This is a genomic window from Pseudomonas sp. (assembly GCF_049653025.1).
Lineage (GTDB): Bacteria > Pseudomonadota > Gammaproteobacteria > Pseudomonadales > Pseudomonadaceae > Aquipseudomonas.
The window spans coordinates 107448-131336 of record NZ_JBASFM010000025.1 but is presented as its reverse complement, the minus strand read 5'-3'; the positions used below and the strand labels follow the sequence as shown (position 1 = coordinate 131336).

Here is a 23889-nt window from a genome sequence, read left to right as displayed (position 1 = left end):
AGCGGCCGACGGCGACAGCGATGCTGTCGAGCCCGGGCGCAGACCTTGGGGATTTTAGCGGGGCAACAGACATATTGCTGTCGACTCGCCCGCAGCAGTGGCCGGCAGGGCTGCCGGCCAGCATGGTTTAGCGGATCACGATGCCGCGGCTGGCCATATACGCCTTGGCTTCCGGCACGGTGTATTCGCCGAAGTGGAAGATGCTCGCAGCCAGTACGGCGGCGGCCTTGCCTTCAAGAATGCCGGCGGCCAGGTGTTCGAGGTTGCCGACGCCGCCGGAGGCGATCACCGGGATGCCGACCATTTCGCTGATGGCGCGGGTTACGCCCAGGTCATAGCCGCTCTTCACGCCGTCCTGATCCATGCTGGTGAGGAGAATCTCGCCGGCACCGAGGTCTTCCATCTTCTTCGCCCACAGCACCGCATCCAGGCCGGTCGGCTTGCGCCCGCCGTGGGTGAAGATTTCCCAACGCGGGGGTTCGCCCGGCTTGGAGACCTTCTTCGCGTCGATGGCGACGACGATGCACTGCGAGCCGAAGCGCGAGGCGGCTTCGCCGACGAACTCCGGGGTGAACACCGCAGCGGTGTTGATCGAGACCTTGTCCGCGCCAGCATTCAGCAGGTTGCGGATATCCTGCACGGTGCGCACGCCGCCACCCACGGTCAGCGGGATAAACACCTGGCTGGCCATGCGCTCGACGGTATGCAGGGTGGTGTCGCGGCCATCGACGCTGGCGGTGATGTCGAGAAAAGTAATCTCGTCGGCGCCCTGCTCGTCGTAACGCCGGGCGATCTCTACCGGGTCGCCGGCATCGCGGATGTTCTCGAATTGCACGCCCTTAACCACGCGGCCGTTGTCGACGTCGAGGCAGGGGATGATGCGTTTAGCCAGCGCCATGAGTCTGTCCTCAGCCCTTGTAGGAGTCGCAGAAGGCCTGGGCCTCAGCAACATCCAGGGTGCCTTCGTAGATCGCCCGGCCGGTGATCGCTCCGATAATACCCGGTGCCTTGGCGTCCAGCAGAGCCTTGATATCGCCCAGGTTGTGGATGCCGCCAGAGGCGATCACCGGAATCTTGGTCGCCGCAGCCAAAGCAGCAGTGAACGGTACGTTGCAGCCCTGCATCATGCCGTCTTTGGCGATGTCGGTATAAACGATCGAAGACACGCCGTCGGCTTCGAACTGCTTGGCCAGGTCGATCACCTGCACGGTGCTGATTTCAGCCCAGCCATCAGTGGCGACAAAACCATCTTTGGCATCCAGACCGACGATGATTTTGCCCGGGAAAGCACGACAGGCTTCAGCAACGAACGCCGGATCTTTCACCGCCTTGGTGCCGATAATCACGTAGCTGACGCCGGCCTTGACGTAATGCTCGATGGTTTCCAGCGAGCGGATGCCGCCGCCGATCTGGATCGGCAGGTGCGGGTAGCGCTTGGCGATGGCAGTCACCACTTCGCCGTTGACCGGCTGGCCTTCGAAGGCACCGTTGAGGTCGACCAGGTGCAGACGGCGGCAGCCGCCCTCGACCCACTTGGCGGCCATGCTCACCGGGTCATCGGAAAACACCGTGGAGTCTTCCATGCGGCCCTGGCGCAGACGCACGCAGGCGCCGTCCTTCAGATCGATAGCGGGGATAATCAGCATCGGTGGAACCTGCTCAAGTCGTGTGAATTCGGTGGGTCAGCTCTTTTCGAGTGCCCAGAGGTCGCTTTCGATGCTCTCGAACCGTTCTTTCAGGTGAGCCTGTACATCGAAAATCGCCCGGTTGTAGTAGTGCGGCGCAATCTCGCGGGCAAACAGCTCGAGCACTTCGGCGGCCTCGAAGCTGCCCAGCTCCAGCTCGAAGCGTTCGGCCATAAAACGCTTGAGCGCCTGGCAAGCTTCACGCTCCTGCTCGGCACTCAAGGTCATGATCGGCGGTTTCGCCTTGCCCCGGCTCATTTACCAGCGGCCATCCCAGGCGGCGAAGTTCTGCAGCAACTGCAGGCCGTGGGTGTGGCTCTTTTCCGGGTGGAACTGCACGGCAAAGCGCGAGCCTTCAGCCAGCGCCGCGGCGAAATCCTTGCCGTAGTGGCCGCGACCGACCACCTGCTTGGGGTTGCCGGCCTCGATGTAATAGCTATGCACAAAGTAGAAGCGCGCCAGATCCGGGATGTTGTGCCACAGCGGGTGCTTGACCGACTGCGCCACTTCATTCCAACCCATATGCGGCACCTTCAGCGGCTCGCCATCTTCGACCATACCCTTGCCGAAGAAGCGCACCTGGCCAGGGAACAGGCCGATGCAATCGACGCCGTCGTTCTCCTCGCTGCGCTCCAGCAGCGCCTGCATGCCCACACAGATGCCGAGAAACGGCCGATCCTGACTGACTTCTCGCACCAGGCTGTCGAAGCCCAGGCGCTTGATCTCGGCCATGCAGTCGCGAATCGCGCCGACACCGGGGAATACCACACGGTCGGCTTCGCGAATCACCTGGGCGTCACTGGTCACCAGCACCTTACCGGCACCCACGTGCTCGAGGGCCTTGGCCACCGAGTGCAGGTTGCCCATGCCGTAGTCGATTACTGCAACTGTCTGCATTTACAGACAGCCCTTGGTCGACGGCATCTGCCCAGCCATGCGCGGGTCCAGCTCGGTGGCCATGCGCAGGGCGCGACCGAACGCTTTGAACACCGTTTCGATCTGGTGGTGGGTGTTGGTGCCACGCAGATTGTCGATATGCAGGCTGACCAGAGCGTGGTTGACGAAGCCCTGGAAGAACTCTTGGAACAGGTCCACGTCGAAGCCGCCAACCACTGCGCGGGTGAACGGCACGTGCATCTGCAGACCCGGACGACCGGAGAAGTCGATCACCACGCGCGACAGCGCCTCGTCCAGCGGGACATAGGAATGGCCATAACGGGTCATACCGCGCTTATCGCCGATGGCCTTGGTGAAGGCCTGACCGAGGGTGATACCGACGTCTTCCACAGTATGGTGGTCGTCGATATGCAGGTCGCCCTTGCACTGGATATCCAGGTCGATCAGGCCGTGACGGGCGATCTGGTCGAGCATGTGTTCAAGGAACGGCACGCCAATATCGAACTTGGCCTTGCCGCTGCCATCCAGGTTGATCGAGACCTTGATCTGGGTCTCCAGGGTATTGCGCTCGACGGATGCCGTACGTTCGGCCATCACCAGCTCCAGAAATTGCCCACGGAAAAAGGCGAGCATTATAGGCGGGCATCCGCCTGGGCGGCTACCGGCGGCGATCAGAGGTGCGTTTGCTGGATGTACGGGCCAGCGCAAAGCCGCTGCGACCTGCGCAATCACAGGGAACCGGCCGCCGACTTGCTGATCCAAACGCGCAGCGCCCATGCAGCGCTAACCCGCTGGCGATTGCCGCGCGCGTGGCGCAGGCGCTATAACCGCGACTTGCAAAATCGACGCACAGGCCCGACTGTCAACGGCCTGTAGCAACGCCCGGCGCTATACTCGCCGACTTAAATTCTGTTCACCCGAAACAAGGACTCGCACATGAAAGCGCTCGGCAAAATCCTGGGTCTGTTATTCCTCGGACTGTTGCTGATCATAGTGGCGCTGGGCTTTGCCCTGACCCATCTGTTCGATCCCAACGACTACAAAGACGAAATTCGCCAGATTGCCCGCGACAAGGCCAACCTGGAGCTGACCCTCAAGGGTGATATCGGCTGGAGCCTGTTTCCCTGGCTCGGCCTGGAGCTGACCGACGCCACCCTGGCCAGCGTCAGCACCCCGGAAAAACCCTTCGCCGACCTGCGCCTGCTCGGCCTCTCGGTGCGCGTACTGCCGCTGCTGCGCAAAGAAGTGCAGATGAGCGATATCCGCATCGACGGCCTCAACCTCAACCTGCAGCGTGACGAGAAGGGTCACAGCAACTGGGAAGATGTCGGCAAACCGGCCAAAGCCCAGGCCGCCCCGACCAGCGCCGACGCCCCAGCGACCAGCAGCGCAAGCGCCGATAGCGCCGCCGAACCGAGCGAAAGCAGCCAGCCGCTGAAACTGGATATCGACAGCCTGATCGTCAACAGCGCACGCATCGACTACCACGACGCGCAGAAAGGCCAGCAATTCAGCGCCGAAAGCATCCAGCTGACCACCGGTGCCATTCGCGAAGGTGCAAGCATTCCGCTCAAGCTCAGCGCCTTCTTCGGCACCAACAAGCCGGTGCTGCGCGCGCGCAGCGAATTGCAGGGCGAGCTGCGTTTCGACCGCGTACTCAAGCGCTACCAGCTGGAAGACGCCAAGCTCTCCGGCGAAGTGTCCGGCGAACCCTTTGCCGGGCAAACCCTGACCTTCGGCGCTCAGGGCCAGCTACTGGTCGACCTGGCCGCCCAAGTCGCGGAATGGAACAGCCTGAAGCTTTCCGCCAACCAGTTGCGCGCTCTGGGCGAGCTGAAAGTGCGCGACCTGAGCAGCCAACCCAAGCTCAGCGGCGGCTTGTCGATTGCCCCGCTCAACCTGCGCGAGTTCCTCACCACCATTGGCCAGACCCTGCCACCAAGCAGCGACGAGAAGGCCTTCAGCCAGTTCGAACTGGTCACCCGCCTGAACGGCACACCCAGCAGCCTGGCATTTGAAGAGCTGCAACTGAAACTCGATGACAGCAGCCTCAGTGGCCAGATCGCCATCGCCGACTTCGCCAAACAGGCCCTGCGCGTCCAGCTCAAGGGCGATCAGCTCAACCTCGACCGCTACCTGCCAGCCCCCTCCAAGGACGCCAAGGATGTCGGAGCCGCGCGCAAGGCCGAGGTCAAGGCCAGCGTCGCCAGCGCCGGGCAAAGCGGCAGCACCCCGCTGCCCAACGCTCCAACCCAGCAGGCCTGGAGCAGCCGCGAAGCCTTGCCGGTCGAGGCGCTGCGCAAGCTCGACCTGCAGCTCGACCTCAGCCTCACCCAACTCACCGTGCAGCAGCAGGCCGCCAGCAACGTCAGCCTCAAGGCCAGCAGCCAGAACGGCCTGCTGACCCTGCAGGAACTGCGTGGCGGCCTCGACAATGGCAGCTTCGAGGCCACGGCAAGCATCGACGTACGCCCCACCGTGCCGCTGCTGCGCGTGCAGAAAACCCTTACCCGCATTCCCGTCGAGCCGTTCCTGAAGAAGCCTGAGCAGGCCTCGCCAATCAAGGGCCTGCTCGACCTCAAGGCCGACCTGAGCACCAGCGGCAATAGCCAACAGGCCTGGGTCGATGGCCTCAACGGCAGCGCCAGCTTCGCCCTGGAAGACGGCGTACTGGTCGATGCCAACCTCGAACAGCAACTGTGCCGCGGCATCGCCACCCTCAATCGCAAATCCCTGAGCAGCGATCCGCGCGGCAAGGACACCCCGTTCGAAACCCTGCAAGGCAACCTGACCGTGCGTAATGGCATCGCCCACAACCCCGACCTCAAGGCACGTATTCCGGGCCTGGCGGTCAGCGGTAATGGTGACCTCGACCTGCGCATCCTCGGCCTCGACTACCGCATCGGCGTGACCCTCGAAGGTGATCAACGCGAGATGCCCGACCCGGCCTGCCAAGTCAATGAGCGCTATGTCGGCATCGAATGGCCAATCCGCTGCCGCGGCCCACTGGAAATGGGCGGCAAAGCCTGCCGCCTGGATCAGGACGGCATGGGCAAGGTCGCGGCCAAACTGGCCGGCAACAAGATCAACGAAAAGATCGAAGAAAAGCTCGGCGACAAGGTCAGCCCCGAACTGAAAGACGCACTCAAGGGCCTGTTCAACCGATGAGTCCCGAGCAGTTTTCCACCGCGGTACTCGACTGGTATGACCGTCACGGACGCAAGGACCTGCCCTGGCAACAGGGCATCAACCCTTACCGCGTCTGGGTCTCGGAAATCATGCTGCAACAGACCCAGGTCAGCACCGTGCTGGGCTACTTCGACCGCTTTATGGCCGCGCTGCCAACGGTCAAGGACCTGGCCGAAGCGCCTGCCGATGAGGTGCTGCACCTGTGGACCGGGCTGGGCTACTACACCCGTGCGCGCAACCTGCAGAAGACCGCGCAGATCGTCATGGCCGAGCATGCCGGCGAATTCCCCCGCGACGTCGAACAGCTCACCGAACTGCCTGGCATCGGCCGCTCCACCGCCGGTGCCATCGCCAGCCTGAGCATGGGCCTGCGTGCGCCGATTCTCGACGGCAACGTCAAGCGCGTACTGGCGCGCTACGTCGCCCAGGAAGGCTACCCGGGCGAGCCGAAAGTGGCCAAACAGCTATGGGATGTGGCCGAGCGCTTCACCCCGGCAGACCGGGTGAACCACTACACCCAGGCGATGATGGACCTGGGGGCCACGCTCTGCACCCGCAGCAAGCCCAGCTGCCTGCTCTGCCCGCTGCAGAGCGGCTGCCAGGCGCACCTGCTGGGCCTGGAGATTCGCTACCCGATCCCCAAGCCGCGCAAGACACTGCCGCAGAAACGCACGCTGATGCCAATCTTCACCAACCGTGCCGGCGAGGTGCTGCTCTATCGCCGCCCTGCCAGCGGTCTGTGGGGCGGCTTGTGGAGCCTGCCGGAACTGGACGACCGGCAAGGCATCGAAACACTGGCCAGCCGCCACGGCCTGCAACTGGGCGACAGCCAGGCCTTGAGCGGCCTGACCCACACCTTTAGCCACTTCCAGCTGAGCATCGAACCCTGGCGGGTTCAGGTCACCGCCGCGCCGGCCGCCGTGGCCGAGGCTGACTGGCTCTGGTATAACCTCGCCACCCCGCCGCGCCTGGGCCTCGCCGCCCCCGTGAAAAAACTACTGAAACGCGTGGCCGATGCACTCGCTGCCGAACAGAACACTGGAGAACCGTCATGACCCGCACCGTCATGTGCCGCAAGCACAAACAACAACTGCCCGCCTTGGAGCGCCCACCCTATCCGGGGGCCAAGGGTGAAGACATCTTCAACAACGTCTCCAAGCAAGCCTGGGAGGAATGGCAGAAGCACCAGACCCTGCTGATCAACGAGCGCCGCCTGAACATGATGAACGCCGAAGATCGCAAGTTCCTCCAGGCCGAGATGGACAAGTTCCTCTCCGGCGAGGAATACGCCCAGGCCGAAGGCTATGTACCCCCCAGCGAATAAGCCGCAAGCGCTCGCCTGAATCCCTTCGGGCGAGCCCAGCGAATCACCCGTTTTCCTGCTGTCCGAACCTAAGCGCCCGTAATAATTAAATATTTTCCAACCTCATGCTTGACACCCCCCCTTCAAATCCGTTTAATAGCGCCCCGTTGCCCAGGTAGCTCAGTCGGTAGAGCAGGGGATTGAAAATCCCCGTGTCGGCGGTTCGATTCCGTCCCTGGGCACCACCTTTCGTTTTCAGGTGGTGTCAAAAGCACCCGAAAACACACAAAAAGCCCGCCTAGTGCGGGTTTTTTGTTGCCTGCTGCTTTCCACCGCACCTGCCAGCTCAGATTTTTAGGGGCATCTTTAGGGGCATGTAGCAACACCCCAGCACGATCATCAAGGCGGCAAGTAGAGACAACCGCACGACGGCAGGTTTCCCGCCGAAAATGCCGCGCCACCGGGGCAATATTGCATCGGCGCGACAGCCAACTGCGGTCAGGCGACACCCGCGCCCCGAGCGACTACGAGCGGCCTGCAAACGGCTTGGCGGTCAGCGAAACGCTATGCTAGCTTGACGCCTCGCCAGGAAGGCCACGCAACGCCTGAGCACACCCGAAGAATAAGAGGAAACCCCATGGCCGAGGCCACGCCCGCGCTGGAAATTCGCGATCTGCACAAACGCTACGGCGACCTTGAGGTGCTCAAGGGCATCTCCCTCACCGCTCGCGATGGCGATGTGATTTCCATCCTCGGCTCCTCCGGCTCCGGCAAGTCGACCTTCCTGCGCTGCATCAACCTGCTGGAAAACCCGCACCAGGGGCAGATCATCCTGGCCGGCGAGGAGCTCAAGCTCAAAGCCGCGAAGAATGGTGATCTGGTCGCCGCAGACAGCCGGCAGATCAATCGCCTGCGCAGCGAGATCGGTTTCGTCTTTCAGAATTTCAACCTGTGGCCGCACATGAGCGTGCTCGACAACATCATCGAGGCACCGCGCCGTGTGCTCGGCCTGTCTAGGGCCGAGGCCATAGAGCGGGCCGAAGCGCTGCTGGCCAAGGTCGGCATCGGCGACAAGCGCCACGTCTACCCCAATCAGCTTTCCGGCGGCCAACAGCAGCGCGCGGCGATTGCCCGCACGCTGGCCATGCAACCGAAAGTGATCCTGTTCGATGAGCCGACCTCGGCCCTCGATCCGGAAATGGTACAAGAAGTGCTTAATGTGATCCGCGCCCTCGCCGAAGAAGGTCGTACCATGCTGCTGGTGACTCACGAGATGGGCTTTGCCCGTCAGGTGTCCAGCGAAGTGGTGTTTCTGCATCAGGGCCTGGTAGAAGAACAAGGCTCGCCCGAGCAAGTGTTCGATAGCCCGAACTCGGCGCGTTGCAAACAATTCATGTCCAGCAATCACTAAAACGGAGCAACTACGCATGCAGAACTACAAGAAAATCCTGCTGGCCGCTGCCGCCACTCTGGCTTTTGGCACCAGCGCCGTCGCTGCTGACAAATTGAAAATCGGTACCGAGGGTGCCTACCCACCGTTCAACCTGATCGACGCCAGCGGCCAGGTCGGCGGCTTCGACGTGGAAATCGGCCAGGCCCTGTGCGCCAAGATGAAAGTCGAGTGCGAAGTGGTCACCTCCGACTGGGACGGCATCATCCCTGCCCTGAACGCGAAGAAATTCGACTTCCTGATCGCCTCGATGTCGATCACCGAAGAGCGCCAGGCCGCAGTCGACTTCACTGAGCCCTACTACACCAACAAGCTGCAGTTTATCGCTCCAAAAGGTGGCGACTTCAAAACCGACAAAGCCAGCCTCAAAGGCAAAGTGATCGGTGCTCAGCGCGCCACCATTGCCGGCACCTGGTTGGAAGACAACCTGGCCAAGGTGGTCGACATCAAGCTGTATGACACCCAGGAAAACGCCTACCTCGACCTGGCCTCGGGCCGTCTCGATGGCGTGCTGGCTGACAGCTTCGTCAACTGGGAATGGCTGAAGAGCGACGCCGGCAAAGGCTTCGAATTCAAAGGCGAGCCGGTTTTCGACAACGACAAGATCGGCATTGCCGTGCGTAAGGGCGATGCCCTGCGCGACAAGCTGAACGTGGCGCTGAAAGAAATCGTTGCCGATGGCACCTACAAGAAGATCAACGACAAGTACTTCCCGTTCAGCATCTACTAAGCTGCCGGCACTGCGCCGCCCTCACGGGCGGCGCAGGCTTCTGAGCCCCTCATGAATTTCGACCTCTACGGATTCGGCCCTGCCCTGGCCGCCGGCACCTTGATGACCATCAAGCTTGCGCTCTGCGCGCTCGCCCTCGGTCTGGTGCTTGGCCTGCTCGGCGCATTAGCCAAGACTTCGCCCTACAAGCCGCTGCAATGGCTTGGCGGCACCTACTCGACCATCGTGCGCGGCATCCCTGAACTGCTCTGGGTGCTGCTGATCTACTTCGGCACCGTGCAACTGATGCGCAACCTGGCCGACCTGCTGGGTATCGAAAGCCTCGAGCTGAACGCCTTCGCTGCCGGCACCATCGCCCTTGGCATCTGCTTCGGCGCCTACGCCACCGAGGTGTTTCGCGGCGCAATCCTGGCCATCCCCAAGGGCCACCGCGAAGCGGGCCAGGCCTTGGGCATGTCCAAACCACGAATCTTCTGGCGGCTGATATTGCCGCAGATGTGGCGCATCGCCCTGCCCGGCCTGGGCAACCTGTTTATGATCCTGATGAAGGACACCGCACTGGTCTCGGTAATCGGCCTGGAAGAAATCATGCGCCGCTCGCAAATCGCCGTGACCGCCAGCAAGGAACCCTTCACCTTCTTCCTGGTAGCGGCCTTTATCTACCTGGGCCTCACCGTAATCGCGATGATCGGCATGCACTTCCTTGAAAAACGCGCCAGCCGCGGCTTTGTCAGGAGCGCCTCATGAACTGGGACGTGATCATCAAGTGGCTGCCACGCCTGGCCGAGGGCGCGGTGCTGACCCTCGAACTGGTGGCGATCGCCGTCATCGCCGGGCTGATCCTGGCACTGCCGATGGGCATCGCCCGCGCCTCCCGGCACTGGTACGTGCGCGCCATGCCCTATGGCTACATCTTCTTCTTCCGCGGCACGCCGCTGCTGGTGCAACTGTTTCTGGTCTATTACGGTCTAGCGCAGTTCGATGCGGTACGCGAAGGCCCGCTCTGGCCCTATCTGCGCTCGCCTTACTGGTGCGCTGTCCTGACCATGACCCTGCACACCGCCGCCTATATCGCCGAAATTCTGCGCGGCGCGATTCAGGCCGTGCCACCGGGTGAGGTGGAGGCGGCTCGCGCACTGGGCATGTCCCGCGCGCAAGCCATGCTCTATATCATCCTGCCGCGCGCCGCGCGGATCGGCCTGCCGGCCTACAGCAACGAAGTGATCCTGATGCTCAAGGCCAGCGCCCTGGCCAGCACCGTGACCCTGCTGGAACTGACCGGCATGGCGCGCACCATCATTGCCCGCACCTACCTGCCGGTGGAGATCTTCTTCGCCGCAGGCATGTTCTACCTGCTGATCGCCTTCCTCCTGGTCCGCGGTTTCAAGCTGCTGGAACGCTGGCTGCGCGTCGACGCCTGCCAGGGCCGCTGATTGCCTGAGGGCCCGCGCCCTCAGGCACTATCAATCATGCCAACCTTAGTCCCCGACATCCTGCAAGACGCTGCCCTGCTGCAGCGCTTCAAGGCGCTCGACAGCTTTCTTATCGAGCATCAAGCGCTGTGGCGGCCTCGGCCTTTTGTGCACTACCCAGCCTTACCCTGGGAGGTTGATCACCCGCAACTGGCCGCCTGGCTCAGGACGCAAAGCCTGGAGCATGCCGAAGCCGTGCATAACCAGCCGCACCTGCTGCAAGCACCCGCGCCCTTCACGCAGCTGGCCGCGCAAGCCCGCGCCCTGAGCCAGACCAGCGCCTTGCCGCAGCAGCCCGCAACACCGCTACCCGCGCGGTTCAGCATCGACGTACCGGGGCGTAAATGGCAACAGATCGAGTCATTCGCCCGCAGCCTGACCTTCACGCAAGCGCCGCAACACTGGCTCGACTGGTGCGCTGGTAAAGGCCACCTCGGCCGCCGTCTGGCTCACCAGGGCGGCGCACTGACCTGCCTGGAATACAACCGAGACCTGGTGCAAAGCGGCCTCCAGCTCAGCCAGAAACTGGACATCAATGCGCAGCATATCGAACAGGACGTGCTCGCCGCTGACGCCTCGCTGCAACTCCAGGCGCAGCACACACCGGTGGCCTTGCATGCCTGCGGCGACCTGCACGTGCGCCTGCTGCAGCTGGCCAGCCAGGCCGGCTGCCGACAACTGGCGGTCGCGCCGTGCTGCTACAACCGCATCAGCGGCCCAAGCTATCAGCCGCTCTCGGCTGCTGCGCAGGCTTCAGCCCTGCACCTGTCACTGGACGACCTCGGCCTGCCGCTGAGCGAAACCGTCACCGCCGGTGCCCGAGTACGCCGCCAACGTGATCAGTCGATGGCCTGGCGCCTGGCCTTCGACCTGCTGCAACGCAAACTGCGTGGCAGCAACGAGTACCTGCCCACGCCGTCCCTGCCGCCCGCCTGGCTGCACAAACCCTTTAGCGACTACTGCCAAGACCTCGCCGCACTCAAGCAACTGCCCATCCCAACCACTCAGGACTGTGCAGATCTGGAGCAACAGGGCTGGCAGCGCCTGGCCGAGGTACGCAATCTGGAACTGCTGCGCGGCCTGTTCCGCCGCCCGCTAGAACTCTGGCTGCTGCTCGACCGTGCGCTGTACCTGCAAGAGCAGGGCTTTAGCGTGCGCCTCGGGCACTTCTGCCCCCGCCAGCAAACCCCACGCAACCTGCTGTTACTGGCCGAACGCTACTAGCAATTGCCCACAGCTTCTGTGGATAACTCTGTTGACAGATTCTGAGCAAACCGCGCAAACGCCCGCCACAGCCCTGCATTGCGCGCCTGCTCATTTTTTAACCTGAAAATATCACCATTAAAAACAGATACTTAGCCAATACCGCGAACCACCGCACAAAGCTTGCGCACGTCCGTGCCAGATGCACTGCGTATGTGCATAAGCATATTGCTGCTGATAACAGAGCTTGCGCAGAACTGCGCTCAGACGGCTTTACTCGGGCACGCGAATGGATATAATGGCGACCCTCAAATGCCGGTATAGCTCAGCTGGTAGAGCAACTGACTTGTAATCAGTAGGTCCCGGGTTCGATTCCTGGTGCCGGCACCATACAAACCAAGCCTTTACGGGCGTTAGAATTTAGTGACCCCGTAATCAGATGTTCCCGAGGTACAGTTTCGGTACAGTCCCGTACCGAGCACACCTCGGAGAGCATATGGCGACCCTCGTAAAAAACCTCAAAGCCGGTACTTGGAAAGCAGTCATCCGCAAGACTGGCTGGCCAACCGCATCAAAAACTTTCCGCATCAAGCGCGACGCAGAAGATTGGGCACGCCGCACCGAGGACGAAATGGTGCGCGGCGTCTATATCGAGCGCAGCAGTTCGGAGCGCATGACGCTCGAGAAAGCACTCAATCGTTATCTCGCGGAAGTCTCCCCCACCAAAGCCCCCAAGACCGCTAAATCTGAAGCAGGTAGCGCGAAGGTGCTGATACCGCGCCTTGGCAAATATTCGCTGGCAGCTCTATCTGCAGACATCCTTGCCGACTATCGAGACTCTCGGCTGGCTGAGCGAAGCCGGCGCGAAACCCTAGTCAGTCCAAATACAGTCCGGCTTGAGCTAGCACTTCTGAGCCACCTCTTTACGGTGGCCATCCAAGAATGGCGAATTGGGCTTCCAGCGAACCCAGTTCTCAATATTCGTAAACCTAGCCCCGGCCAAGGCCGTGATCGTCGCCTCTCTGATGACGAGGAGCTCCGCCTGGTGAAAGCGGTGAACGCACACAGCAACCCAATGCTTGGCTGGATCGTGTGCATCGCTCTCGAAACGGGCATGCGCTCGTCAGAGATCACCGGCCTACGCTGCCAGCAGGTCGACCTGGAAAGGCGCGTAGTACGTCTTGCCGATACCAAAAATGATAGCGCCCGAACGGTCCCACTCACGAAGACGGCCACCGAGACTTTCAAGGCAGCCCTAGCCAACCCCGCTCGCCCCAAGGATTGCAACCTGGTGTTCTTTGGCGAGCCTGGCAAGGACAAAAAACGCCACCCGTACGCCTTCACCAAAACCTGGGGGCTGCTGAAGAAGAAACTCGGCATGCCCGATCTGCGCTTCCACGATCTGCGCCATGAGGCAGTCAGCCGATTGGTTGAAGGGGGCCTATCCGACCAGCAGGTCTCGGCTATCAGCGGCCATAAGTCGATGCAGATGCTCAGGCGATATACGCATCTCAGGGCCGAGGACCTGGTTGACCAACTAGATCTGATTCAGAAAAAGAAAAGGGCCTAATGGGCCTTAACGCCCCTCAAAAAGATTCTGCATGCAGAATCTTTTTGAGCCGGGCTTACCCGGGGCTTGCCCTCCCGAGTTGGGCTCTACCAGTGTTAAAGCGGTCTGTAGAACCCAAAACCCCGGATTTGGGGTAGTCGGTTTCCACTATTCAGGCATCCACCCATAAAACGGATGCAAGCATGAGTATTGAAACCGCACATCTCGAACAGCAATTGATCGAACGCTATGGCCTGCTGATCACGCGCAAGCAACTGGCAGAACTCCTACACCGTAGCGAGAAAGCCCTGGATCACACCCTCTATCACCCGTCCGGCTGCCAGCTGGCTACGGCTCTCAACTCAATCAAGATTCGGTTCGGTCGGTCAATCTACTTTCCAGCTGCCGATGTTGCTGCCCTGCTGGCTGGGGAGAAGGCGAGTTGATTGAGAATCGCCTCAGCTTGAGCGCTCGCGAGGCATTACAGCGAGGCATCAATCAACAACAGCGACAGGACCCATCGCCTCGGGACGCGCCAATCCTCAGGGATGTCTCAGCTCGTGATCTTCGAATCGTGATGGACGTGGCTCTGTTTCAGCTGGCTAAGAAACCGCAACCTTACGCGGAACGCATTTACAGGCTTGATGGCGGCGACTTCGTTAAGCTCAGCTCAGGTAGTGCGGGTATGGCAACGGCCTGGGATTACGACATTGTGCTCAAGGCGACCGGGTACTTAGTGCGACTAATGGATCAGTCAGAGCCTGGCCCGCTAACTGGCGGGCGGACAATCGTTATACCCCGCTCCGAGCTGCTCATGGGAGATGGGCAGAACCAGTATGACCGCCTGTATGCGCGACTAGAGCGACTCAGAACCACTACTGTTGAGATCCGACGCAAGACCGGCAAGAACGTCGTAGAAACCTCTGTAGAGGGGCTTATATGCGGGTTCAAAATCATCGAAACAGACGCACGGGTCACAGTAGTCGAACTGTCATTACCGATGTGGCTTCACTCAGAGGTAGTTGGTGGTCGAACACCGAACGTGCTTCGCATTGACCCAGCATATTTCTCTATTCGTTCTTCACTGGCCCGCTATATCTACCGCGTGGCCAGGTTCGCTGCACAGGAGGGGGCACGATACAGGTTCGAAACCCTTTACCTACGTAGTGGCAGTACAGAGGGGAAAAGCCAGTTCTCCGCCCGGCTGCGCGAGCTGATTAAGACCGACTCGATTCCAGAATTTCATTTGCGTGAGATCAGAGGTGAGTCCGGCCCTTTGCTACTGATTAACCCTCGACGATAGATCCGTACATTGGGTACATCCACCCGTACATCGGGTACATGCCCCGTACATGGGATACAAACACCCGTACATCGGCAACGTACATTGAAGATTATTTCCCGTACATCGGATACCGAAAACGATCTAACAATATGATCTATAAGAAATTTTCAGAGCAAGCTCTTTGACTCAACTTCTCTTAAGTCTTCATCTCCGAATCGCCCAACGGTTGTTGTGTTCAGGCAGGGTGGCAGCAGAAGTTTGATGAGCTAGTTACCACACTGATTCATCGCTGTGCGTCACTACCATGGGGTAGTGACGCACAGCGTAGGGCCGCGTAGCGGCCCCCAACGGCCCGCGTAGCGGGCCGCAAAAAAGCGCCTTGGGAGAACGAAAGAGCAGCACTTTCGGGGCTTTCAGGCCATGCGAATTTCCTGCGCGATTTTGAGTTGCAGTGATCGTAGATTCAGATATTTTGCAGTGACAGCTAGGTGATGAACCCTCATTCGCCAGCCGTACGATCAACAAATCTGTCAGCTATTTCTGTTCAGGCTTTTTGATCGGCTGGCGAAGGGGCGATGCGTGGCAAGCATTCTTGCAGCATCGTCAGCCCGCCCTGCTTACGTGGCTATTGCGCGTATACAGAGCGGCAAAAGCGAGTCGATTTGGCAACCGACCCGTTCGCTACAACGCCCTCCGATAGCCGCTCGCTCAGCGTCTGTCGGGGTTTTCACAATGAGCAAAAGGTCCAGCTCCGGACCTAAAAAACTGAGTCGTGCCCCGCGTAAACGGCCTGAAGAATGGATGGGACATTTTTCAGAACCAGGGAACGCTCAGTTTGAGCCACCCCTCCCGACGCTGCGTGGCGTTCGGGTTCCCTTCCGATCCTCGAGATCGGATTGAGTTTGTCGATCCACGCTCGACGAGAAATGGCATGCCTCGCATGCCCGCAGACATCGACGGTGCAGCTAATCGATTTGATTGAGCGCCTGTCGTCGTAATCACCGCCCGCTGCCGGGCTGGTCGTTGCGAGCCACGTTTGGCCGTCTGTGTGAAACGCCGTTCCGCTCCTGAGCGAAAGCTCAGCTCCCGCCGCACTGCGACCGGGACAGGAACAAACACTTACCTCGAAATTGGCGTTTCGAACCTCGTTCATCAGCTATTGGATCGTGCCTATGGACAAGCTCGGCTGGGATTTCGTCCAGCAACAGAAACACAACCGTGATGGCTCGTATGCAACGCAGGCAGCCCGCTCGGCAACTTTGAGCCTCAGCGCCCGCCAGCTGCGAGAGCTGGGCTACCGGAACCTGAGGGCCAACACGCTAGGCCAACGTCACATGCGGGCCCTGGTGCAGCATTGGCAAACTTCAGGCGTATCTGCAGCAACCATCAAAAACCGTATGGCCCATCTGCGTTGGTCGTGCGAAAAGGCCGGTCGCGCCGGCGTTGCTCGGATTAGTAACGACGACCTGGGTATCGCTCGCCGCTCATATGTCGCGAAAGAGAGCCGCGCCCGTGAGCTTCCGAAAGCAAACCTCGATGCGATTACCGACCCGTACATTCGACTCAGCCTGCGCTTGCAAGCCGAGTTCGGCCTGCGGCGAGAGGAGTCGATCAAATTCATTGCGGCGCAGGCCGACAAAGGCGGACACCTCGAGCTCAAGGGGAGCTGGACCAAGGGCGGCAAAGCCCGCGAGATCCCGATTCGTACACGAGCCCAGGAAGAGCTGCTCGCCGAGGTGCATGCGCACACCCGCATGGGGAGCCTCATCCCATCTGACCTCAGCTACAAACAACAGCTCAAACGGTACGAACACCAGATAGCTGCAGCCGGCCTCAGCAAAATGCACGGGCTTCGGCACATGTACGCGCAGCGCCGTTATTTAGAGCTGACTGGCAAACAGGCTCCCGCCGTAAAAGCCTCAATCAGCGGCCAGCTACTCGCAGGAGCGGAGTCCGGCTGGCTCGGAAAGGTCGCCATTCCCAGCGCGGAAGCAGCAGTAACCCCCCCTCTTAGTGACCGTGAAGCCAGGCTGCTTATCTCGCACGAGCTCGGCCATGAGCGGGTCGCAATCACTAACACCTATCTCGGCTCCCCTAACGCCTGACAACACAAGGAAAAATGCCATGGGCATCCGCAGTTTGCTGAATATGCTTAATCGTCTCGAAGGCGGCAGCGCGCCGAGAAAACGCAAGAAAACCAAGAAACAGCGCCGTATTGAAGAAAGGAAAAAGGAAACCGATCAGGAGCATCAGGTATGAGGCTATTCGGGAATGACATCTCACCCCTACGCCTGGTCTTGCTCGCGGCAAGCTATGCCGTCGGTTCCTCGATAGCAATCAACGGCCCCTCGCTCTTTCCCTGGCTGGGCCCCTTCGTCCATACGCCGGGCCTGGTGCTGAGTTTTCTGCTCTTCTATCGGCTAACGCCAACACCCGAGGCAACGCAGATGGCTAAGGAGGAGGCGCGTAATGGATAGCAAATCGTTAGCAGGTCTATCGTGGCTGTTCGGATTGTTCGATGGGGTAGTCGACTTCCTAATTCTGGCTACAGAGCCATTCGTGACGATGATTGGCGCTGAAATCAGTGGGTGGCTAATCGCTGTTGGCTACCTAGCCTTGACCATCATCATGTTTCGCCTCCCATTCGACGGCCCATTCCGCGCGTTGTTTAGCGGTGTGCTGATTTTCCTGGTGATCACCTACGGGCTTCAGCCCACCATGCTTACACTGACCAGCGGCGCTACTGTCCAGACTACGCACGCACAGCGCATCAGTTACAACCTGATCATGAGCTTCAATCAGACACTTAATAGCGCCATCAGTAAAACTATGGCGACGATGAATGTTGATGGGCAGTTCATTCCAACAGCTGCCGTGGTCGACCACAGCGTACAACGCACTGCTGCCCAGTACGCCAATAGCGATCTGGGCAGACTGATCCGCGACTACAACGAGCAGTGCTCCCCTCCTAGAACACTTTATGCTGCCTCAGCGAGTAGTACTGAGGTGCAGGCCTATCACGCAATAGGCCTCCTTGGCGGCTCGGGGCTGGGTATACCTGACGACCAAGTCAGCAGATGGGCCCAAATTAAAATTGTCGGTAGTGGGTTCGCTGATATAGCAGACGCCCTCAACCCTTTTTCCAACAATACGGGCGGCGTGGACACGATCAACAGTGTCCGAGATGCAGATGCGGTCAGAACACGGCGTGCAGAGGGCCTAGCGGCGCTAGAGAAGAGCAATCAGGCATTTGTACCCTCTGGCTCCCAGCCATACACCCTACCCACACAGGAGCATTGGGCTGCGCTAGCCTCCGGTCAGTCCAAGGCCAGCCTCGACTATCTCAGCCTGTCAGAAGCACCAGAAGATATTCGTGAAAGCTTGATAGCTCACGCAATGGTCTGGGCTCCTGAAGGAGGAAAAGAAGCAGGGACCGGATACAAACCCACGTCATGCGTTGAGGCCTACAAGGTTGCTCAATTTGCAGCTGAACAGGCATATCGCGCCCTCACCGAGATCGGAGACAGACGAGCCTCTAACGGACAGAACACAGATACCGATACGGGCGCCATTGCAGCTGGTCGCTCCTGGATGAAGATCCAGCAAGCCGTTTTTGCCGGAGGGCCAGAACAGCAGCCCGGCCATTGGAATACCCTTTTTGCAGGCACCGTCGCCAGTTGGCAGATGCTCAAGTCATACCTGGGCTGGTTAGAGCTTCAGACTCTTCTACCTGTATATGTTGCCGCCCAAGCAGGCTTTTTCTGGCTGGTCTTTCTTACTAGCCCCATTGCACTAGCCATGTCTCCAATAATGGGGGTAGAGAGCCTCGCCCAGTGGATTGGTAGGCTGTTCTTCCCTGTGCTGTGCATCATCTTCGCTCACCTACTTGCGGTTTCCGCTTCCGTAGCGATGAGCTCGGTTGCGCTGGCGCAAGCAGCACTATCGGCAGGTTGGCAAGGTGGTGGATCTGACCTCGATTTACTTTATGGCGCTCTGCAGATGGTCTTCGGCGTACTTCTGGCTGCTGGCACCTGGGTAGCCGCCTCAATGACTCGCGTCTCCATTGGAGCCTTAGCTAGAACTGCAAGAAGCGCTGCGGTTTCTGGCCCAGAGGCGGTCAATGCGTCTCTCAATCTACTCACTAGATCTCTGTCCTCAATAGGACTTGGGTCTGACGCAAGTAAAGGTAAGCGCCCTAGGCCGAGCACCAACAATGGCGGTGGCGGTGGCGGTGGCGGTGGCGGTGGCGGTGGCGGTGGCGCAAATCAAACAGAACGGCACTCAGGCAGGTCAACCGTCATGCAGGATGCCTACTCATCTGCAAGAACCCGCAACTGGAAGCCCAACCCCGGGCTCGCCCGCCCTCCCCAACTAAGCCAACCAGCCAGCAACAGTGATCGATTCGCCACAGGGCGCATACCTCGAAGCCAGAAGAACCGGCCATCAGAGGAAGACCCGACATGACCGCGGCACCGATATTCAGTGCCCCAGCCCGGGAATGGAAAATGGCTTCTGGCACACATAGCAACGAAGTACACATGCGGCTCGAACACATCCTGGAGTCCACAATGCTCAGCTTCCCTGCCTGGCTAACAGCCGATTTCGCAACACACTGGGACACCCCCATCGACGTCCGCTACATCCTGGATCAAGCGACCCTGCACAAAGGCTTGTGCTGGCTACTCAGGGGCGATACCCATCACCAACAACCGCAGCTAAGTGCGATCGTCCATGACCTAGTTGAGATGGAAGGCACACCCATTGAAATACGGCCAATCAGATCTCCGAATCTAGATGCTACGAGCTGGTTCCTGATCGTCAGCGAGCTGAATAAGCGAGGCGGGATCGATGCTCGCCAGGAAGAGATCCACGAAGAACGCTATGAGCACGCCCTAGCCGCGCTGCCGGCCGTAACCGTGCCCTACACGGGGAAAGCCTGATGACTGCTTCGAAGATCCGCCGTAGCTGGTTCGCATCGGTGCTGCTCTCAATTCCGGTAGCCAGTGCACTCTCGTGGTTAACGGCATTCCCCGCACACACTATCTACCTGGCACTCCTATTGATGGCCACGGCTACTGCAATAGCTGCGCTTCACAAGCGCAGCCAGGCCAACCAGGAGCAACAGTTCACCAGCATTTTCCTGGGCCTTTCGGTGGCCCTGTTACTTTCCGCATTAGCGCCTGGAGGAAATTAATGAGTCTCGGAAAAGCACGAGATCCCCTGCGCCTCGTCGCCTTGCTCACCGGTGATGCGGCAGCTAGGGCCGCCTTGTTTGCGACCCTTGGCGAAAACGCAGAAATGGCAATGGAGGCACTGGCCAACTCAATTTGGAGGTCAACTCTGAATGCAGGCTTGCAGGTGCTGGAGATAAACCTGATGGTCTGCAGCCCTCTACTGCCAGCAGACACTCCAGAGCGATACCGCCTCCGAGCTATCGCCCTTATGACAGATGAGCCGCTGAGCCGGGCGGTGCTGCTGCAGATCCTGGGCGAAGCCGAGGCACAGGCACGGAAGGAACTTGCAGAAAGCTGCTGGTCGCAGGCCACTGCAGATAAGGTGCTCGAGCGAAAGCGACTGGCCAGCGAGCTCGGAGTAGCGCTGGAGATAAATCAATAGATGATTTTTGATTTATAAAAAATCATCTATTGACGCAACGTGCAGCAGCAATATACTGGCCACAACAGCGCAACAGAGTATGTAGAGGCTCATGCTGTTAGTGAGAGGGAGGAGGACCTGCGGGGCTCCTCCCTTCGCTTTTTCAGCACCGTGAAAAAGGTGGCTCATGCCAGTACAAGAAGCGTATCTGCGCCAGTACGCGGCTTTTGATATTGTCCAGCGCACCTTGGTTAAGAAGGTCGATGATGGCTGGATGCTGCAAGTCCAGCTCGGAGGCGAGCTACACGCCCTCCAGAGACAACGCGGTGGTAACCGCACATTCAAAAGCCTCGACAAGCTCGCCGCTCTGATTGAAGAGCTCGGCCTGGGCGCATTCGAAGTCCAGCTAGCGGATTGAATATTCACCTGACAGGGCTTCTGTCACAGCGATTTAGCGCGAGGATGCGCCAAGTAGTAGCCAACATGGAGTAGATATATGCCCGCAAAACACTTGAGAGCCTGCGCCCTTGCTGCAGCTATGGCCGTCCTGGCCGGCTGTGGGAATGACTATGACGGTAGCTATTCAGCCGTCAGTGGGTTCATGGGGCCGCTAGTTTTGATACAGGTTGCAGGAAGCGAAGCAACAGTTGCACAGGTGGATATGATCACGGACCGCGTCATACGCGCAGAGGTCTGGAGCGCCGAGAGTAAGGCCGAGAAGCTCTTGCTCACCAACACAAAGGGCAAAACCTATGCCTTCGTGCGGGCCGTCGACGAGAAAGGCTTAGAGTGCCTGAACTGTGGCCTAGGCACAGGCCTCCCGAAATCGTGGCAACCACTCAAAAAACCGGAATAAGGACATCCGCTATGGGTTTTGTAGCTTTCTGGCTGCTTATGGGAGTGATATGCGCAGTTGTCGCCCTGGCCAAGGGGCGCAGCGCTATCGGGTGGTTTCTCTTGGGATGCTTATTTGGCCCCCTAGCTCTGCTGTTTGCAGCAGCCATGCCCGCGACGCCGAGGCGAGTACCCGCTCAGCCAGCACATACTCTCAAGATGTGTCCCTACTGCGCCGAGCAAATCCAGCTTCAAGCTGTTGTATGCAAGCACTGTGGAAAGAGCATCGGGACCATAATCGATCAACATCCGATGAAAGATCAGTGGAACAGCGAACTGGAAAAACTACCTAGAAAGCCTGCTCGCTGGGGATCTTCACCTCAACCGGTAGATGAGAATGCGCAGAGTCGCGATTGAATAAAGGGGAGGCAGAATGTGCCTGCGTCTCTTTCCTTTAAGCCTCTGTTGCGATATCAGCAATCAAAATCATATCTTCGATCCAGGCCGAAAGCGCGTACAAGTCGGTATCAGTGGTTCGCCAGAAAACAGAACTCACCGGATGCCTGAACTTGCTAGACTTATAAAGGCTTGCCAGACTCATAACATCACTATGTGTTTCTCTATTTAAGTGAGCGATAGCGTTACGCACTTTCTGCAAGTGCTTAGGGCCTAATAGACCACCCCCAAAAGATGCCGTCACGTTCGCATGGTTTGATAACTGGCAAAGGGCGGACAATGAAATTATTTTATCAATATCCCCCCAAGTTGGCTCGATCCTCAGGGTTGAGTTAAGGCCACTCGCGGTGATTTTGTGCGGGCGAGATAGCATTGTAGAGATATAGGAAATTCGCTCTTCGCTTACAGGTTGTAAGTTGTTGGCGGCAGCTATCTGGACGCCATTTTTTGTGTAGCATCCCATGCAGCAGTTAAAGAAGTACTCGCGGGAAAATCTATTCCATGCTTGCCAAACGTAATCTACAAGGCCATTCAGAAAAAAAACTTCTTCATTTGTCATAGCCTTATTGGCCAGTCGATACTGGCTTCGAAAGCTTTCGTCCGCCCACGAAAGCCTACGCTCCAAGTTAAGATAGGCCCTCGCCAAATTCATAATTAAGTCCTGAGTGCGAGGGCAAGCTGCATTGTACGTACTTGCCGATTTGGCGCCCGATTAGTACCTCCAGAGCAGGCACGCACATATTCCCCGTACCGTGTTTCGTCCTTGGTCTCATGTGCATAAGCCATATCAAGGAGTTTAGGTAATGCGCGTTCTTTCGATTCGCATAGTTCCCCAATCGGCGCAAGACCAGAGGCCTGCTCAAAGCCGGGAAGCCCATATTTATTATGGAATGCGGCACAGAATAACGAGTGAACGACATACGGCTTCGAAAGGAATGTTTCTCTGTTATCAATCAGTATTTCTGCATAGAAATCGATAAACTCTTGCAGGAGACCTACCAAGAAACCTGCATTATCAAGCCTTTCATCATACTTTTCATAAAGCTCATTCAGTTTTTTGGTACTGGAGGAAGTTATTCCCTCCTCGGTAGCCAAAATCATTTCTGAAAGTAGCTCCGCATCCGCCATTCGAACAAGGCTTCTACTTGCCAGAATATTGAAGCCTGCAAAAAACTCCGTATTATCCGTACAGAGGTTATTTATCATCCACTTGAACTCACCTTGATAGGTAGAGTGTCTTTTTTCAGCATCGTTTAATGGAAGGGTATAGGCATTCATTCTTTTAAACATTTCCAGAATATCTTGCCGTGTCGCATTTCTTATTACGTCCACGGAGACCGGATATGACAAGAATTCATCCTGAACATCTTGCTGCAAATCCGAGAAACGCATGCCAGCGTACTTCTTTGAAACACTGGTTAACGCAAACTTATCCTCTACAAAAGAAACTATCGAAGATATCCGCTGCTGGCCGTCTACCAACTCGCGCTTGGTTTTTCGGGAGGCTTTATCAAGATACTCGTAAAAATATATCTTCGGGAAAGGGAAGCCGCTTAACACAGTATCAATGAAATAACTTCTAGGGCCTGCTGGCCATATCCCTGATCCGCGCTGGTACTCTTTGTTGGCGACAAGGTCTTTTCGCCCCAGCATTTCAATAATCTCGGCAACGGAATATCGACTTTCATCCATTCTCATAAATTGGTTCCTTTAATTTAATAAGCGTTACTGCTTACTGTTGAGCCGCCACTTAATTATATTAGCGTCAGGGCTTTAGGGTTTGATGCTCATACTACGATAAAAGATAGTTTGGACCAATACGTTTAGTCCTTAAAACTCGAAATGAATGGAGGTAGAACGGACTCCAAAAACATCTGAAAAAGCCCTCCCTGAAGCGGGCTCCTTCTTTCATCTTGTTAATGGTTGCCTCTGTCCAGTTTCTGCCTGCGCCCTTGGAGACGGACCATGTCACGTCAAGCGCGAATGGGTGGTCAACAAGAATGCCATTGCCTGGTCAGACCAGTGCCATTTCACAATGAGGCGGCATCGGTCCCGAACAAGGAGCTAGATGACTCTGCTATAGCCTAGCTCTCAAAAGGTACAGCAGAGGTACAGTGCTCGTTGGGGCTAACCGGCAAAAAACAGGTCAAACCCCAGTATATTCAGGGGTTTAGGCTGTTGTACCCGGGTCTTGTAGGGGCTAGACTGGACGGGCCTCGGTGCATTAGGCTACGACTTGTA

26 protein-coding genes and 2 tRNA genes are annotated in these 23889 nt (G+C 58.4%); 21 read left to right on the top strand and 7 right to left on the bottom strand.

Going from position 1 to position 23889, the window contains the following annotated elements; genetic code table 11:
- Window positions 1–127: 127 nt before the first annotated feature.
- Genes hisF through hisB form a run of 5 tightly spaced genes read right to left on the bottom strand, consistent with a single transcriptional unit; the run spans window position 128 to window position 3176 of the window.
- Window positions 128–898, bottom strand: a complete 771-nt coding sequence (gene hisF / locus WBK23_RS20090; RefSeq protein WP_424485696.1) for an imidazole glycerol phosphate synthase subunit HisF — start codon at window positions 896–898, stop codon at window positions 128–130.
- A gap of 10 nt (window positions 899–908) precedes the next feature.
- Window positions 909–1646, bottom strand: coding sequence for a 1-(5-phosphoribosyl)-5-[(5-phosphoribosylamino)methylideneamino]imidazole-4-carboxamide isomerase (gene hisA, locus WBK23_RS20085; protein WP_424485695.1), 738 nt, complete (start codon window positions 1644–1646; stop codon window positions 909–911).
- Window positions 1647–1682: 36 nt separating this feature from the next.
- On the bottom strand, window positions 1683–1943 hold the full coding sequence (locus WBK23_RS20080; protein ID WP_424485694.1) for a DUF2164 domain-containing protein: 261 nt from the start codon (window positions 1941–1943) through the stop codon (window positions 1683–1685).
- Window positions 1944–2582: an imidazole glycerol phosphate synthase subunit HisH gene (gene hisH, locus WBK23_RS20075; protein WP_424485693.1), complete on the bottom strand. Its 639-nt coding sequence runs from the start codon at window positions 2580–2582 to the stop codon at window positions 1944–1946.
- A complete protein-coding gene (gene hisB / locus WBK23_RS20070) occupies window positions 2583–3176 on the bottom strand; it encodes an imidazoleglycerol-phosphate dehydratase HisB (RefSeq protein WP_424485692.1) in 594 nt (197 codons plus the stop codon).
- A 342-nt stretch (window positions 3177–3518) separates the two neighbouring features.
- On the opposite strand from hisB, the gene WBK23_RS20065 reads away from it, so the two are divergent.
- The 21 genes from WBK23_RS20065 to WBK23_RS19965 all read left to right on the top strand — a co-directional run bounded on the left by WBK23_RS20065 (window position 3519) and on the right by WBK23_RS19965 (window position 21214).
- Window positions 3519–5750, top strand: a complete 2232-nt coding sequence (locus WBK23_RS20065; protein ID WP_424485691.1) for an AsmA family protein — start codon at window positions 3519–3521, stop codon at window positions 5748–5750.
- On the top strand, window positions 5747–6826 hold the full coding sequence (gene mutY / locus WBK23_RS20060; RefSeq protein ID WP_424485690.1) for an A/G-specific adenine glycosylase: 1080 nt from the start codon (window positions 5747–5749) through the stop codon (window positions 6824–6826). The genes WBK23_RS20065 and mutY overlap by 4 nt, the downstream gene beginning before the upstream one ends.
- Window positions 6823–7095, top strand: coding sequence for an oxidative damage protection protein (locus WBK23_RS20055; protein ID WP_424485689.1), 273 nt, complete (start codon window positions 6823–6825; stop codon window positions 7093–7095). Before mutY ends, WBK23_RS20055 begins: the two co-directional genes overlap by 4 nt.
- A 148-nt stretch (window positions 7096–7243) precedes the next feature.
- Window positions 7244–7319 (top strand) — tRNA-Phe (locus WBK23_RS20050).
- A 392-nt stretch (window positions 7320–7711) separates the two neighbouring features.
- Complete coding sequence (locus WBK23_RS20045) at window positions 7712–8485, top strand: ABC transporter ATP-binding protein (protein WP_424485688.1); 774 nt, start codon at window positions 7712–7714, stop codon at window positions 8483–8485.
- A 16-nt stretch (window positions 8486–8501) separates the two neighbouring features.
- Complete coding sequence (locus WBK23_RS20040; protein ID WP_424485687.1) at window positions 8502–9254, top strand: ABC transporter substrate-binding protein; 753 nt, start codon at window positions 8502–8504, stop codon at window positions 9252–9254.
- A 51-nt stretch (window positions 9255–9305) separates the two neighbouring features.
- A complete protein-coding gene (locus WBK23_RS20035; protein WP_424485686.1) occupies window positions 9306–10001 on the top strand; it encodes an ABC transporter permease in 696 nt (231 codons plus the stop codon).
- The gene (locus WBK23_RS20030; protein WP_424485685.1) at window positions 9998–10687 is read left to right on the top strand and encodes an ABC transporter permease; all 690 of its coding nucleotides are present in this window, start codon (window positions 9998–10000) and stop codon (window positions 10685–10687) included. The genes WBK23_RS20035 and WBK23_RS20030 overlap by 4 nt, the downstream gene beginning before the upstream one ends.
- A 36-nt stretch (window positions 10688–10723) precedes the next feature.
- Complete coding sequence (locus WBK23_RS20025; RefSeq protein WP_424485684.1) at window positions 10724–11950, top strand: methyltransferase; 1227 nt, start codon at window positions 10724–10726, stop codon at window positions 11948–11950.
- Between the two features lie 293 nt (window positions 11951–12243).
- Window positions 12244–12319: transfer RNA gene (locus WBK23_RS20020), tRNA-Thr, on the top strand.
- 106 nt (window positions 12320–12425) lie between these two features.
- Window positions 12426–13499, top strand: a complete 1074-nt coding sequence (locus tag WBK23_RS20015) for a site-specific integrase (RefSeq protein WP_424485683.1) — start codon at window positions 12426–12428, stop codon at window positions 13497–13499.
- A gap of 182 nt (window positions 13500–13681) precedes the next feature.
- A complete protein-coding gene (locus tag WBK23_RS20010; protein ID WP_424485682.1) occupies window positions 13682–13924 on the top strand; it encodes a hypothetical protein in 243 nt (80 codons plus the stop codon).
- 128 nt (window positions 13925–14052) lie between these two features.
- Window positions 14053–14781 (top strand): replication initiator protein A, encoded by a 729-nt coding sequence (locus tag WBK23_RS20005; RefSeq protein WP_424485720.1) that lies wholly within the window; start codon window positions 14053–14055, stop codon window positions 14779–14781.
- A gap of 1154 nt (window positions 14782–15935) precedes the next feature.
- Window positions 15936–16868, top strand: coding sequence for a phage integrase N-terminal domain-containing protein (locus WBK23_RS20000; protein ID WP_424485681.1), 933 nt, complete (start codon window positions 15936–15938; stop codon window positions 16866–16868).
- Window positions 16869–16887: 19 nt separating this feature from the next.
- Entirely contained in the window at window positions 16888–17022 is a 135-nt protein-coding gene (locus WBK23_RS19995) for a hypothetical protein (protein ID WP_424485680.1), read from the top strand.
- A 210-nt stretch (window positions 17023–17232) separates the two neighbouring features.
- Window positions 17233–19227 (top strand): hypothetical protein, encoded by a 1995-nt coding sequence (locus WBK23_RS19990; protein WP_424485679.1) that lies wholly within the window; start codon window positions 17233–17235, stop codon window positions 19225–19227.
- Window positions 19224–19703: a hypothetical protein gene (locus tag WBK23_RS19985; protein WP_424485678.1), complete on the top strand. Its 480-nt coding sequence runs from the start codon at window positions 19224–19226 to the stop codon at window positions 19701–19703. The genes WBK23_RS19990 and WBK23_RS19985 overlap by 4 nt, the downstream gene beginning before the upstream one ends.
- Window positions 19703–19957 (top strand): hypothetical protein, encoded by a 255-nt coding sequence (locus WBK23_RS19980; protein ID WP_424485677.1) that lies wholly within the window; start codon window positions 19703–19705, stop codon window positions 19955–19957. Before WBK23_RS19985 ends, WBK23_RS19980 begins: the two co-directional genes overlap by 1 nt.
- Entirely contained in the window at window positions 19957–20379 is a 423-nt protein-coding gene (locus WBK23_RS19975) for a hypothetical protein (protein WP_424485676.1), read from the top strand. The genes WBK23_RS19980 and WBK23_RS19975 overlap by 1 nt, the downstream gene beginning before the upstream one ends.
- Before the next feature lie 166 nt (window positions 20380–20545).
- Window positions 20546–20776, top strand: coding sequence for a hypothetical protein (locus WBK23_RS19970; RefSeq protein ID WP_424485675.1), 231 nt, complete (start codon window positions 20546–20548; stop codon window positions 20774–20776).
- 78 nt (window positions 20777–20854) lie between these two features.
- Window positions 20855–21214: a hypothetical protein gene (locus tag WBK23_RS19965; RefSeq protein ID WP_424485674.1), complete on the top strand. Its 360-nt coding sequence runs from the start codon at window positions 20855–20857 to the stop codon at window positions 21212–21214.
- Between the two features lie 432 nt (window positions 21215–21646).
- Here the strand turns inward: WBK23_RS19965 and WBK23_RS19960 are convergent, their stop codons facing one another.
- Together WBK23_RS19960 and WBK23_RS19955 are read right to left on the bottom strand one after the other, a co-directional pair.
- The gene (locus WBK23_RS19960) at window positions 21647–22207 is read right to left on the bottom strand and encodes a hypothetical protein (RefSeq protein ID WP_424485673.1); all 561 of its coding nucleotides are present in this window, start codon (window positions 22205–22207) and stop codon (window positions 21647–21649) included.
- A 95-nt stretch (window positions 22208–22302) separates the two neighbouring features.
- Window positions 22303–23346 (bottom strand): DUF262 domain-containing protein, encoded by a 1044-nt coding sequence (locus WBK23_RS19955; RefSeq protein ID WP_424485672.1) that lies wholly within the window; start codon window positions 23344–23346, stop codon window positions 22303–22305.
- Window positions 23347–23889: the final 543 nt, after the last annotated feature.